Genomic DNA, 14,564 nt, shown 5'->3' on the forward strand with positions numbered 1-14,564 from the left:
TTTTATATCGGGTGCGCATTATACCCAATCATGCTGGTAAAAATTTTTAGCTATGCCCGCTTGATTCCATATAAAGCGAAAATCCCTTGCAAAATCAGAATTTTCCAATAGCGCCGAAAGCATTCGAGACACATAATGTACAGCACAAATTTATTGCCCACCTTGGATTTCGTCAGCAATTATGAAAAGGTTGGCACAAAGCTGACGATCGTGACAAGCAACAATGCGCCAATAGCAGCCACTCAATTTTCAATAGGTAGCCGATACAACTCTCCCCAAGACATTTCATTTTCGATTGATATTAAAAGCAACATTAGGCCAAGGGCGCGGCATGAATTTTGATGATTACGAAAAACGGTACTTTTCGCTCTACACCGAATATGCAGAGACCGTGCGGTTCATTATAGAGAAGGCAATAGCCGCTACTGGCGGTTTGCCTGTCCTTCAGTCAATTCAAGCGCGAGCAAAAGCGCCGGACAGACTGAAAGATCGCCTTGAGGAAGTAGGCTTGATTGAGTCGCAGAACATTGAAGAGGATCGAAAGGACCTCGCTGGGATCCGACTGATCTTTTACACAAATACTGACGTTGATAGGTTTTTAGCATCTCGCCTTATTTTCGAGAATTTCGAGATTGACTTGCAGGCCACTAAGATTCACCACCCTACGAAAGAAAATGAGGGCACGCGATACCAAGCAATACACTATGTCGTAAGCCTGAAAGAAGAGCGCGCCAAGCTTCCGGAATATGCAAAGTTCAAAAAATTGCGCTGTGAAATTCAAATCCACACCATCTTGAATCATGCATGGTCTGAAACTTCACACGATATTCTTTACAAGGATCGTCCGCATGCCGGGTTTGGCTCCAAGGCAATGGAGTCCATTTCCAAACGCTTCAACAACATCATGGACACGTATCTGATGCCAGCTGGCTACGAGTTTCAGCGAGTTCAGCATGATTACGAGCGGCTTCAACAAGGCAAGAAGCTTTTCGACAGAGGCGCTATTGCATCGCTACTCAGTGCAAAGAATAACAACGAGCGATACGATCTTCTCGTGTCTCTAAAGGAAGTCGCATTACCCAATTACGACGACATCGCGGCGATTTTCAGTGATCTGTACGAACCATTACTCGAAAGTGCCAAACTGGCGCGATCAACACCAGACGAGCAAATCGACACGCCATTCGGTAAGCTTAAAGGTAAGAGCTCAACTGATGTATTGCGTGTCATCGTTCAGATTTTTGATTACCTTCGATATGTAAATATTGAGAAAACATTCAACGCTTACTGCGAACTATTTGAGGCGGAGTCAGACGCTGATGTGCGTAAACAAATTCTGGATAGTGTAAAGCGCCTATCCGAATACGAGTTTAAAACTTGGAATCAAGTTGGGCCACAAATTCAGCAGTTTCTGGCAAATATGCTTTCTCAAATGAAGCCAGAGAGACAAGCATCCCTCCGCTCACTAATCATAACTGCATGGCGCGAACTATTAGCCGGAGACATCTCGGGTACGACTTGGTCAGCCGATTCAGTGACATGGCAAACCGGAGCCTTGCCTGTATCGGACACGCTAAAACAGATACGAGGTCTGGCTATCGCTGGTCTATTCGACCTCTTTCAAAGTGCGCAAACAGACAAGGAGAAAAGGGATGTTTTATCCGCCTTGGATGCCGCTGCACAGTTGCCCCATCAAGCTGCATACTCCAATGAATTGATGGCGCTTACCCTTGTCAATTCAAAGCAAATAGTCGATTTTTATATAGGAGCGTCTGACACGCTTTCCTATGAACTGCTGGAACATGTCGAGCATAAGCTTCTGTGGAATTATCGACGTACTCCCCAACTTGCTAATGACGAAGGAGGCAAGTTCAATTGCCAAGCTGAAGCCCAAGCACTCATCGGCGCTATCGAGGCATTTCGTGACCGCATAAATACGAACGATGATTTTGTGCGTTATAAGACGCTCGTGGGGTACGAGGCAGTCTTTCCACAACATTGGATCAATAATAAATTCGACTACCAAGAAGTCGAGAAGTATCGAAAAAAACAAATAGACCAGTTTGTGAATTCCATAATTGCCGAAAACGAAGCTGAATGGTTTGCGTGCATGGAGCGATGTGCTCTTACCAAGTCAAACGACTTGGCTACCTTCCCAACCTTCGTTACCTTTGTTGTGGCTCTGTCGAAAACAAAGCCTGCGGTTGTTGATAGATACCTTGAGGCTGCAACAGAGAACCTTCTTAATTTCTTGCCGGGTTTTCTTGATGGGCTAGCTCAAAGCGGTAATGAGGATATTTACCTGCGTGTGGTGGCAAGGTTTATAGAACAAGGGACACAACTAACAGCGCTGGCAAGACATTGGAGAAATTCAAAGCCAGCGCAGCCCTCGCTGATTTTCGAAGTTCTCAGGAAGGCGATTGCCGCTAAAGACAATATTGCAGTTATCGAATGCATGCTCTTTTCGATGGAAGAAAGCGGGAGCCAAAGAGTTCCACCAAGCAATGACCTCTTCCGCCCCGCGTTGGTTTACCTGACAGAAAGCAAGGACGCGCGTTGGGTGCATGGGGCTTGGTTTTTGGGGGAAATACCAGACTTCTTTAAGCACTTGTCTGACGATGACGCCTCACTCCTATTGCAAAACCTTGTCCCAGCACCGCGAATCGAGTTCGACTCTGAAAGGCTGCTTGAGCTGATTGCCGAGCATCACCTCCAAGCTGTCTGGAAGTACTTCGGCGACCGGCTAATCTACGAGGCAGATAAAGGAGAAGATGATAAATACGAAGCCATACCATATGGATTTGGTGGACTTGAAAAACAACTCTCGCGAGACGTCTCACTCGCAATATCATTCGGACGCACTTGGTTTGCTCAAGATAAAGAAATATTTCAATACAGAGGTGGACGCCTACTAAGTTCGGCATTTCCACACTGTGCTGAGACTTTTGCGCAGGCGTTGGCTAACCTAGTAACTAACGGCAACGATACCGATGCAGATTTTGTGTTAGATGTTATGCAAAACTATAATGAAGAGCCTTCCACTCACGAAGTTCTCAAACGAATCGTGGATCGCTATTCTCAGGACGATTCAAAACTAAACAGGGTGGAAATTTGTTTCGACAAGACTGGCGTGGTAATGGGGGAGTTTGGATTTGCCGACGCATATCGAGCAAAAAAACAATCCATATTGGCATGGGTGGATGATCCACGCTTGGCAGTCCGCAATTTTGCCGAGGCTCATTCTGCGGAGTTAGATGTCCGCATTGCTTCAGAGCAAAAGCGAGCTGATGAACGCATCGAAATGAGACGTCGCAAGTTTGATGTCGACCTCGGTTCCGATGGCAATGGGGAATCATAAAAATTTTAGAGTATTTGGAAGAAAATACATGCTGTTCTTTCCAGGTATATATCCTGCAATAACGCCAACCTAATCAATAAGTTAGTAGCATAAACTTTTGAATTTTTAAACAGAATAAATGAAGTATCCTAACTGACTGCTGTGTCTCGATTGCAGATATACAGGATTGAAAATTGTTTGCTCATTAGCAGACCGTCACGCACGGGGCAGGGATTTTCATTTAAATGAACACCAAGTCAGGCAATAGCGGAAAAATCGCCATTCCTCATCGCGCAGGCAGATCCAGCTCCCCTGCGCTCCTCGCACTTGTACTATGCGCATCTATTTAATGCACCAGCTCGATACTGACTATGCAGCGCGCCGTCACTCTGTTGTGTGTTATTAACCCGCATTCTCGCAATAGACCGAAATACATAGCCCATCAGACATATTGATTCGTTGTTGACTTGCCATTATCGTCTGCGCTCAGGATTTGCAGAGATTTTCAGCATGACCCGGACTGCAAAATAGCTCGATTGAAGGCTCGGCTGCAGCGGTTGACAGGCAAGTTACACCCCTCTGCCGACACCGCGCACCATTCTGTGTAACCCACATATTCTTCTGTGAACACGGCAGAACATTCGGTGAAGAGATCATCGCATTCGACGGGCACGGAATAGCGTTCGGTAGCGATTACATTTCATTCGGTGGGTACCGCATAGCATTCGCTGGGAACATAGCACCGGTTAAAAACAATTTCACACCTCTCGCTCGCAACCCGCGAGAGGTTGACAAGAAGTTCAGAGCAATCAACAGGAAGCTTCCAGCACAAAAAAATGGCTCTAAAAAGCAGGATTTACTCGCAGCGTTAACCGCGTCATCAATCAAGGGAGTTACTCACATGCCGAATGCCACTTACATGCCGCAAAACGAAACAGCGAAACTCGAACTACTGGAACATCTGGCCGCTATTTCTCCGAAGTACCAGAGCACGGTTGAAATCAGTGATGCTGACATGGAGGCTCTGAAAAACGATGCGATTAACCTGCGCCTCGCTCACACACTGAAGCATCAGGCGCAAAGTTTTGGGCACCAATGTACCGCTTACATGCATCTGCTCTGGGAGGGCGACAGCGGCGATACGAGCTGGCCTACCGCACCCGCTATCGTACCGAATCCCGCACAAATCATCACACCCGGCGCTACCGCGCGACTCTCTTCTCTGGTGGCACGCATCAAGGCGCATAAAAATTACACCACCGCAATCGGACAGGATTTACATATTATAGGGGCCGCAATCGTGCTTGATACGGCAAGCTTGAAACCCGCTTTAAGCGTTAAGTTCAATGCCGGTCATCCGGTTATTGCATGGACTAAAGGCCAGGCCGCTGCGATTGAAATCCATGTAGATAGAGGGGATGGCAACGGCTTTACATTTTTCACTATCAACACCGAGCCTGACACCCTTGATGACACACCGCTCCCTGCTGCTGGCACCGGCGTTAACTGGCAATACAAGGCCATTTATCGTTTGCATGATGCACAGGTCGGCCAATGGAGCGATGTCGTAAGCATCAAGGCCGTCAGCTCATAATTTTTTCTGCGATGTATATAAGACAGTCTGACTGTCGCCAATTAAAAGTGTGCCTAGAGCATATTCCGGCACACTTACTTAACCATCTATATACCCCGCATCAGCCACCACCACCCGGTGAGGGTGAAGAAGGACGCAATCAGTCCTACCGCGACCATCAGATTCACCAGCGGCGGATCCAGATCGTGCTCGGCGGCGACAATAGCCGCCGTAATCATAGGCGGCATCGCGGCTTCAAACAGCGTGACCTGAATCGCCTGACCGTGCGCACCCAGTATCGGCACATACAGCAGCAAAACGGCAAGCGGCGCCAGAATCAGCTTAAATCCTAAACCCAGCGCCAGATTGCGCTTGTGCTCGCTGACATGTCCGAGGCGCAGTTGCAGACCGACCGACAGCAAAGCCAACGGCGCCAGTGTATCCCCTAAGCGTTTGAGTAACACGGTAAACCAGTCGGCATACTCGACTGGTATCAGCAGCAAAGCAATCGCCAATGAAATGAAAGGCGGAAACAAGGCGATGCGCTTGAAAATCTGCATCGCCGTCGGACGCCCCGATGAGTAAATACCCGCCACGGTGATGCCCAGAATAGATAAGGCAAAGAAGGAGCCTAGTTGATCGGCGATAATGGCGGTGGTCAGGCCCGAGGACCCGTAAAACGCCTCCACCATCGGCAGACCGAAAAACGAGGTATTGCCTAAACCGCCCACCAGAATTAACGCGCCTGTGGTGGCTCGCGGTAATTTCAGCCAGCGCCCGACAAAATAGAAAAAGCCTGCCGACAGCCCGAACACCAGCCAAGCCATCAAGCCTGTGAGGAGAATATCGCCCGAGAGTGTCAGCCGATGAATGTACAGCAGCGACAAGGCCGGCAATGACACGTGAATAATAAAACTGTTCAGCGTTGCCGGCGCATTGTCCGGCATGCGTCGAAAATACCGCAGCAGCATACCTGCGACAAAACAGAGGACGAGCAGCAGCAGATTGTTCATGCCTCTGTCAGGTGCCGATCAATTAGGGATGTGCGCAGAAATGAATGCCTTGAGCTGCATCACATCCGCATCCATCACCTCGACTTTTTGCGGCAGTTCTTCGATTCCCATCATCGACTCCGGACGTTCAGGTTTGCGCCCCAATGCCTCGACGATGGTTTCTTCGAACTTGGCGGGCAGTGCTGTTTCCAGACAGATCAGCGGCAGACCGGGACGGCGCTGCTCAAGGCCGACCTTCAGCCCATCTGCGGTATGCGGATCCACCATCACGCCGTACTCTTCCCACAACTCACGGATCGTTTTGAGGCGATCCAGATGAGTGCTTTTTCCCGACGAGAATTTAAACTTTGCCAGCTCGTGCCAGCAGTCACTTCCCTTGATGTCGAACGCAGCGGTATCTGTTGAACTGGCAGCATCCACTCGGCTCCAGAATTCCCGCACCTTCTCGCCATCGCGTCCGACCAGATCGTACACGAAACGCTCGAAATTGGACGCTTTGGAAATATCCATCGACGGGCTGCTGGTCTGATAGGTGTGATCTGTGCCGCGCGGACGATAAGCCCCCGTGCGGAAAAATTCGTCCAATACATCGTTTTCGTTGGTGGCCAGAATCAGCTGACCGATCGGCAATCCCATCATGCGCGCGATGTGACCTGCACAGATATTGCCGAAATTGCCCGACGGCACGGAAAACGCAACTTGCTCGTCGTTCGATTGGGTCGCCGCGAAATAGCCCTTAAAGTAATACACGATCTGCGCCGACACACGCCCCCAGTTGATCGAATTGACGGTGCCAATCTTGTGAGCGGCCTTGTAAGCGTGATCATTGGACACGGCTTTGACCATATCCTGCGCGTCGTCGAACATGCCGTTGATCGCGATATTGTGGATATTCTCATCCTGCAGCGAATACATCTGCGCGCGCTGGAAGGCCGACATTTTCCCGTTCGGCGAGAGCATAAACACACGGATGCCGCGTTTTCCCCGCATCGCGTATTCGGCAGCCGATCCGGTGTCGCCCGAGGTCGCGCCGAGAATATTCAGCTCCTGATGCTGCTTGTCCAGCGCGTATTCGAACAGGTTGCCCAGCAGCTGCATCGCCATGTCCTTGAACGCCAGCGTCGGCCCGTTGGACAATTCGAGTATATGCACGCCCGGCACCAGGGTGCGCAACGGGGTAATCTGGGAAAAGTCAGAATCTGCACGACCGTTGTTATAGATGTCAGCCGTATAGGTTCGTGCGACGATCGCCTGCAAATCCGCTGCCGGAATGTCAGTGGCAAACTTGGACAGCACCGCATACGCCAGATCCGCATAGGACAGCGTGCGCCATGCATCGAGCTCAGCGCGCGTGACCTGCGGATATTCCTCAGGCAGATACAATCCGCCATCGGGCGCCAGGCCTGCCAGCAGGATTTCGGTAAACGTCTTGGCAGGCGACTGCCCGCGTGTGGAGATGTATTTCATTTAGAAGGCGACCTCATCTCTCGCGTGAGAGAGCAATTGTTTATTTACCCAGTTCTTCCATGCGCAGCTTGGTTACGTGACCTGTTACCACGCCTAAACCTTCGATCTTAACGATCGCCGCCTTAATGCATTTTTCGCGCGTCTGATGGGTCAGCATGATCAGATCGGCTTCAGTTTCGCCGTCCGCCGGCTCTTTCTGAATCACCGCGTCGATCGAGATCTGCTCATCCGCCAGAATGCGCGTGATGTCGGCCAGCACGCCGGTCTTATCCGCGACACGCAGACGCAAATAGTAACTGGTGGTAACGTCATCCATCGCCAGCATCGGCAATTCGACCATCGCATCAGGCTGGAATGCTAAGTGAGGGACGCGATTTTCAGGATCCGCCGTATGCATGCGCGTGATATCCACAAGATCCGCGATCACCGCACTGGCAGTCGGTTCCGCTCCTGCGCCCTTGCCGTAATACAAGGTAGCGCCAACCGCATCGGCCTGTACCAGCACCGCGTTCATCGCGCCTTCAACATTTGCAATCAAACGCTTAGCCGGAATCAGCGTCGGGTGCACGCGCAACTCGACGCCCTCATCCGTGCGGCGGGTTATCCCCAGCAGCTTGATGCGGTAACCCAGTTGTTCTGCGTATTTGATGTCGACCGCATCGAGTTTGGAAATGCCTTCGATGTAAGCCTTGTCGAACTGCATCGGAATACCAAAAGCCAGAGATGCCAGTATCGTGATCTTGTGTGCCGCATCCACGCCTTCGATATCGAAAGTTGGATCCGCTTCCGCATAACCCAGACGCTGCGCTTCTTTCAACACGGTGTCGAAAGAGAGCCCCTTGTCGCGCATTTCCGACAAAATGAAGTTGGTCGTGCCGTTGATGATACCGGCGATCCACTCGATGCGATTGGCCGTCAAGCCTTCACGCACCGCCTTGATGATGGGGATGCCGCCTGCAACCGCAGCCTCAAAACCGACCATCACGCCTTTGTCCTGTGCCGCCTTGAAAATTTCGTTGCCGTGGGTCGCCAAGAGCGCCTTGTTGGCCGTGACCACATGTTTACCGTTTTCGATGGCCTGCATCACCAGCTGCTTGGCAACGCCATAGCCGCCGATCAACTCGATCACGATATCCACTTCAGGGTCAGTCACCACCGAGAACGCATCATCGGTCAGACGACATGCGCCGCCTGTTACCTGCTTTGCCAGTTCCAGATTTTTATCCGCCACGGCCACAATGCGGATCGGACGACCGGCGCGACGGGTGATTTCATCACAGTTGCGCTGCAATACGGTAAATGTGCCGCCGCCTACGGTGCCGATACCTAAGAGTCCTACGTTGATTGGTTTCATAAATTAGTTCCTAGTCGTTAGTCGTGAGTTGCTAGTTGGAGGCGCGCCGTTTTAACTAACGACCGGCACTACAGACTAGCGACTGTATTATTTGCCGTGTGTCTTGCGGTAGTGTTCCAAAAAGCGCGCGATGCGCCCGATCGCGTCTGTCAAATCATCTGCATTGGGCAAAAACACCACACGGAAATGATCAGGCGATTTCCAGTTAAATCCGCTGCCCTGCACAACCAGCACTTTCTCGGCTTCCAGCAATTCAAGGATGAACTGCTGATCGTTCTCGATCGGATAGATTTCCGGATCCAAACGCGGAAAAAGATACAACGCCGCCTTGGGTTTAACGCAGGTAACGCCGGGAATCTCGGTGAGCAGTTTGTAGGCCAGATCGCGTTGTTTGCACAGGCGGCCGTTGGGTGCGACCAGATCGTTGATGCTCTGATAGCCGCCCAGCGCGGTTTGAATCGCAAATTGACCGGGAACGTTAGAACACAGACGCATCGAAGCGAGTATGGTCAGGCCGTTGATGTAGTCCTGCGCGTGTTTTTTCTGCCCTGACACTACCATCCAGCCGGCGCGGTAGCCGCAAGCGCGGTAATTTTTCGACAGGCCGTTCATGGTCACAAACAATACATCATCGGCAAGCGACGCCATGGACGTATGCGTTGCACCGTCATACAGCACCTTGTCGTAAATTTCATCGGCAAAAACGATCAGTTGATGCTCGCGCGCCAGCTGGATGATCTGCTGCAGAATTTCATCGGAATACAAAGCGCCGGTCGGATTGTTCGGATTGATGACCACAATCGCGCGCGTATTTGGCGTGATCTTGGACCTCATGTCATCCATATCCGGATTCCACTCATTGGCCTCGTCGCAAATGTAATGACGCGGCGTACCGCCAGCTAATGTCACGGCGGCCGTCCAGAGCGGATAATCGGGCGCCGGCACCAGCACTTCGTCACCTGTATTGAGCAAGCCCTGCATCGCCATCACAATGAGTTCCGACGCCCCGTTACCGATGTAAATATCATCCAGCCCCACGCCCATGATCTTCTTGGACTGACAGTAGTGCATGATCGCCTTGCGGGCGGCGAACATCCCCTTGGAGTCCGAATAACCGGACGAGTTGGGCAGATTCAAAATCACATCCTGCTGAACCTCTTCAGGCGCTTCAAAACCGAACGGCGCAAGATTGCCGATATTCAGCTTGATGATGCGCTGCCCTTCCTCTTCCATCTGCTTGGCGCGCTCCATAACCGGCCCGCGAATGTCGTAACATACGTTAGCCAGCTTGGTGGATTTTAAAATTGGTTTCACTGTTTAAATTTAGTATTGATTGGTAAGTGGTTAAATATGTCCGCAATGCAACAAGGGCATTCCCCATGAAACATAGTCGCTTCGCTCGTTGTTTCATGTGAAAGTAGGCGATTTTACCCGTGCTACCCGCGCACAGCAAATTTGTCATTCATAATGATGCGGCAAATCCGGCCTTCCGTTTGACTCGAGCGCCTGCAAACCTCTACACTCGCCGCAATCTCTACACTTACGAGGTCATCGTGAAACTGCATTTGGCTAACTTAGGCGAAACAAAACTCTTTACCGACTACTCTGACACTCACGTGAGCGTCAACCGTGAACGCTTCGAAACCTGCATTGTCGTAATGGGCGAAGAAGTCAGAACTGACTGGAACGCCAGCAATTTTGACGCGCTCACCGAAGCGCATTTCGAGTATTTTCTTGCACTCAAACCGGAAGTCATCCTGATGGGCACGGGAATCGCGCAGCGATTTGCGCATCCTCGCTTGTATCGCGCGCTCACCAATGCGGGCATCGGCGTCGAATTCATGGACACGCCCGCCGCCTGCCGCACCTACAACATACTGGCCGAAGAAGGCCGTAAAGTCATTGCAGCGATATTGTTTTGACAAAAGTGCAGAGTCGAAAGTAAAACGCCCCTGCCTCAGCAGTCCCACTTACCACGCCCTACTTAGCGGATATAAATGACCATGAATTCATCTTTGAACAACGTCATCCGGCAGGCGGAAAGCGCCATTCTGGGCAAGCCGCAGCAAATCCGCTTTGCGCTGACCTGCCTGCTAGCGGGCGGCCACCTCTTGATCGAAGATATGCCGGGCGTTGGCAAAACAACATTAAGTCAGGTACTGGCGCGCACCTTGGGACTGCAATTTTCCCGCATCCAGTTCACCAGCGATTTACTGCCGGCGGATATTTTGGGTGTGTCCGTCTTTGAACGCGACAGTGGCCAGTTCAAATTTCACCCGGGCCCGATCTTCGCGCAAATGGTACTGGCGGACGAAGTGAACCGCGCCACACCCAAGGCACAAAGTGCGCTGCTCGAAGCGATGGAAGAACATCAGGTCACCATTGAAGGTACGACGCGCCCCCTACCCTCGCCGTTTTTCGTGATTGCCACACAAAACCCGTCCCATCAGGTCGGCACGTTCCCCCTGCCCGAGTCGCAACTGGACCGTTTTTTGATGCGCATCCGCATGGGCTATCCGGATGAACTGGCCGAACGCGGCCTGCTGTCAGGCATAGACCGGCGCGAGATTATCGCAAAGCTCACGCCTCAGATGGAGACAGCCGAACTCATCGCCTTGCAATATAAAGTCAAACAAATTTTTGTCTCCCCCGCGCTGCTCGATTACGTGCAGGCCCTATTGCGCTACACGCGCGAGTCTTCTCACTACACTCAGGGTTTGAGTCCGCGGGCGGGGCTGGCGCTCTTGTCTGCCGCACGCGCCTGGGCGCTGATCGACGGACGCAGTGCCGTCATTCCGGAGGATGTGCAGACCATCCTGCCGGGCGTAGTCAGCCACCGCCTGCAAGGCGAACACCCAAGCACGCTGGCGCGCGACTTAATCGAAGCGGTTGCAATCCCCTGACACCGTGCTCACCGCACTCCGGCACACATTCCGCAACTGGCTGTTCCGCCCTAAAATCGAGCATGGCAGCATCGTGCTCACGCAGCGGCGCATCTTTATCCTGCCTACCCGACAGGGATTCGGCCTGGCGCTGGCGCTGATCCTGATGCTGCTGGGCGATATCAACTACAACCTGAGCCTAGGCTATGCACTGACTTTTTTGCTGGCGACGATGGCGGTGATCTCGATGCTGCACGCCTTTCGCAATCTGGCACATCTTGAAATTAACGCAGGCCGTGCCGAATCTGTTTTCTGCGGTGACGTTGCGCACTTTGAGCTGCATTTCAAGAGCCGCATCGCGCGCTACCAATTGACTTTGCGGGACACGGGCGGCCACACCGTGAGTTTCGATCTTCCCGCAACCGAAAACCACACTGTCTTTTTCCCCGTACAGACTCCGCTGCGCGGCTGGCTGCAAGCGGGAAGATTGACGCTCTATACCGAATTTCCGCTGGGACTTTTTCACGCATGGTCCTATCTGCACTTCGACACGCGTTGCCTGATTTATCCCAAACCGAAAACCGACGCAGCGCCCCCGCAAGGAAACGTCCCTGACGGCGCGGGACAACACAGCGTCAAAGGTGACGACGACTTTGCCGGATTGCGCAACTATGCTGCGGGTGACCCACTGCCGCGCATTGCATGGAAAGCCTATGCCAGAGGCCACGCCTTGCAGGTGAAACAGTTTGCGACCCAGACCGGCGAGGAAGTCTGGCTGAATCTGGCCGACACACCGGATATCGATCTGGAAGATAAACTATCCCGCATGACCCGCTGGGTGCTGGACGCAGAAGAACAAGGCGTGCGTTACAGCCTGAGCCTGCCCGATGGCGAATTACCCGCCGGGAGCGGCGCCGCGCAGCGGGATGCCTGCCTGCGCCGCCTCGCGCTGTTCGGACTGACTGAGCCATGAAAAACTCGCTGATCTATGGGCTGCTGCTGTGTACGCTGATGGTCATAGTGCCCCACGCATCTCATCTGCCGCTCTGGGTTTGCGCCCTGTGCGCGATGCTTCTTGTCTGGAGGACTTACCTGACTCAAAGCGGCGCGCCGCTGCCGCCCCGCTGGCTGCTGACCTGCATCACCGTGGCCGCGATGGGCGGCATCGCCATCGACTTCCACACGCTGTTCGGCCGCGAAGTCGGCGTCACCTTGTTGATGTTGCTTGCCACGCTCAAGCTGATGGAGCTAAGAACCCGTCGCGATGCGATGGCGCTAATTTTCCTCTCCTGCTTCATCCTCACCACCCATTTTTTCTATTCACAAAGCCTCATAACCGGACTGTACATGCTGGCCTGCCTGCTCGTCCTCACCGTAACCTGGGTACATCTGCAAGCGCCGGGCAGCGCCTTCCGTCCCCGGTTAAAAATCGCCGCAAGCTTATTGCTGCAAGCCGTTCCTCTGACGCTGATCCTGTTTGTGCTGTTCCCCCGCGTACCGGGGCCGCTCTGGGGCCTGCCTCAGGACGCCTTCTCCCGCAGCGGATTGGACGACACCATGTCACCGGGCAGTCTGGGACGTCTCGCGCTCTCCGATGCGGTGGCGTTTCGCGTCACCTACGCGGGGGCTGCACCGCGCCGCGAGCAAATGTACTGGCGGGGTCCCGTGCTGTGGCAGTTCGACGGCCACACATGGACGCCCGGCAGAACATTGAACGGGGTCGCACCAGACTTTACGCAGACGTCACAAGCCATACGCTACAGCGTCACGCTGGAGCCCAACAACAAAAACTGGCTGTTCGCGCTCGACGTACCGGATAAACTCTCGGTGCCTGCCCGTATCAACGCGGACTTTCAGGTATTGAGTCCGACACCTGTGACCGCGCGATTGCGCTACGAGGCACAGTCGCAACTGAGCTATCGCGCCAATATGCAAGAATCCGCGAAGCAACTGCAGCGCGCAAGGCAATTGCCGCCGGGATTAAATCCACAAGCACTGAACCTTGCAAAATACTGGCGTGCAGGCGGCACAAGCGATGCGCAGATCATTCGGCGCGCGCTGGGTTACTTTAATCAGCAGAATTTCCACTACACGCTGGACCCGAACCCCTTAGGCATAAACGGCATAGATGATTTCCTGTTTACGACCCGAGAGGGGTTTTGCGAACATTACGCCTCCGCCTTCGTCTACCTGATGCGCGCAGCAGACATCCCGGCACGAGTCGTGACCGGCTATCAGGGCGGTGAATACAACGCCTTCGGCAACTATTACATCGTGCGCCAATCGGATGCACATGCCTGGGCGGAAGTCTGGTTACCCGAGCAGGGCTGGCTGCGAATCGACCCGACCGCAGCGATTGCCCCCGAACGGGTGGAACACGGGCTGTCCGCCGCGCTGACGGACAATTCCGCGCTCTCTTTCATGTCAGGCAATCCGCCTCTCTGGCTGCACGAATTGCAGCTGAACTGGGATACGCTGTCCTACCAGTGGAATCAATGGGTGATCGGTTATAACAACGAGCGCCAGTTTGCATTCTTATCGCGATATGGCATCGACTCCCTGAGCGCACAGGCAATCGACATGCTGGCAGCCCTAGCCACGCTCATTGCATTGATCGCACTGACGATGCTGCGCCACCTTTTAAAACGCGAGCAGGACAAGACTCAGTCGGCCTGGCTGAAGCTGTGCCGCAGGCTGGCAAAAGCCGGCCTGCCGAAATTGCCGCATGAAGGTCCGCGCGATTACGCCAATCGCATCTGCGCTGTCCGCCCCGACCTTAGCGACGCGATGAACGAACTGAGCACACGCTATCTCGCGCTGCGCTACGGCGAGATACCTGAGAAGGACGCACAAAGCGAATTCATCCTTCAGGCTGCGAAATTCAGACCGACACGAGTGAAATCCGTTGCGATGCTATAATCCGCGCCAATTATTCTGA

General features: G+C 53.0%; 10 protein-coding genes. 6 read left to right on the plus strand and 4 right to left on the minus strand.

Annotation, left to right across the window (positions count from 1 at the left end):
• Positions 1-331: 331 nt before the first annotated feature.
• The gene (locus tag GALF_RS09090) at positions 332-3,358 is read left to right on the plus strand and encodes a GTP pyrophosphokinase (RefSeq protein WP_013293760.1); all 3,027 of its coding nucleotides are present in this window, start codon (positions 332-334) and stop codon (positions 3,356-3,358) included.
• A gap of 880 nt (positions 3,359-4,238) precedes the next feature.
• Positions 4,239-4,931, plus strand: coding sequence for a hypothetical protein (locus GALF_RS09095; RefSeq protein WP_013293761.1), 693 nt, complete (start codon positions 4,239-4,241; stop codon positions 4,929-4,931).
• Between the two features lie 86 nt (positions 4,932-5,017).
• Here the strand turns inward: GALF_RS09095 and GALF_RS09100 are convergent, their stop codons facing one another.
• The 4 genes from GALF_RS09100 to GALF_RS09115 form a co-directional block, all read right to left on the minus strand.
• A complete protein-coding gene (locus tag GALF_RS09100; protein WP_013293762.1) occupies positions 5,018-5,923 on the minus strand; it encodes an AEC family transporter in 906 nt (301 codons plus the stop codon).
• 18 nt (positions 5,924-5,941) lie between these two features.
• Complete coding sequence (gene thrC, locus GALF_RS09105) at positions 5,942-7,390, minus strand: threonine synthase (RefSeq protein ID WP_013293763.1); 1,449 nt, start codon at positions 7,388-7,390, stop codon at positions 5,942-5,944.
• Between the two features lie 40 nt (positions 7,391-7,430).
• Positions 7,431-8,744 (minus strand): homoserine dehydrogenase, encoded by a 1,314-nt coding sequence (locus tag GALF_RS09110; RefSeq protein ID WP_013293764.1) that lies wholly within the window; start codon positions 8,742-8,744, stop codon positions 7,431-7,433.
• Positions 8,745-8,831: 87 nt separating this feature from the next.
• Positions 8,832-10,058, minus strand: coding sequence for a pyridoxal phosphate-dependent aminotransferase (locus GALF_RS09115; RefSeq protein ID WP_013293765.1), 1,227 nt, complete (start codon positions 10,056-10,058; stop codon positions 8,832-8,834).
• Between the two features lie 239 nt (positions 10,059-10,297).
• Here GALF_RS09115 and GALF_RS09120 point away from each other — a divergent pair, with 239 nt between their 5' ends.
• From GALF_RS09120 to GALF_RS09135, 4 genes are all read left to right on the plus strand, one after another.
• A complete protein-coding gene (locus GALF_RS09120; RefSeq protein WP_041938421.1) occupies positions 10,298-10,666 on the plus strand; it encodes an Mth938-like domain-containing protein in 369 nt (122 codons plus the stop codon).
• 81 nt (positions 10,667-10,747) lie between these two features.
• Positions 10,748-11,647, plus strand: coding sequence for an AAA family ATPase (locus GALF_RS09125; protein WP_050752599.1), 900 nt, complete (start codon positions 10,748-10,750; stop codon positions 11,645-11,647).
• Positions 11,634-12,599 (plus strand): DUF58 domain-containing protein, encoded by a 966-nt coding sequence (locus GALF_RS09130; protein ID WP_223293688.1) that lies wholly within the window; start codon positions 11,634-11,636, stop codon positions 12,597-12,599. The genes GALF_RS09125 and GALF_RS09130 overlap by 14 nt, the downstream gene beginning before the upstream one ends.
• Positions 12,596-14,545 carry a transglutaminase TgpA family protein gene (locus GALF_RS09135; protein ID WP_013293769.1) on the plus strand — a complete coding sequence of 650 codons (1,950 nt, stop codon included), beginning with the start codon at positions 12,596-12,598 and terminating at the stop codon, positions 14,543-14,545. The genes GALF_RS09130 and GALF_RS09135 overlap by 4 nt, the downstream gene beginning before the upstream one ends.
• Positions 14,546-14,564: the final 19 nt, after the last annotated feature.

This window comes from Gallionella capsiferriformans ES-2, from assembly GCF_000145255.1.
In the GTDB taxonomy this organism is placed as follows: domain Bacteria; phylum Pseudomonadota; class Gammaproteobacteria; order Burkholderiales; family Gallionellaceae; genus Gallionella; species Gallionella capsiferriformans.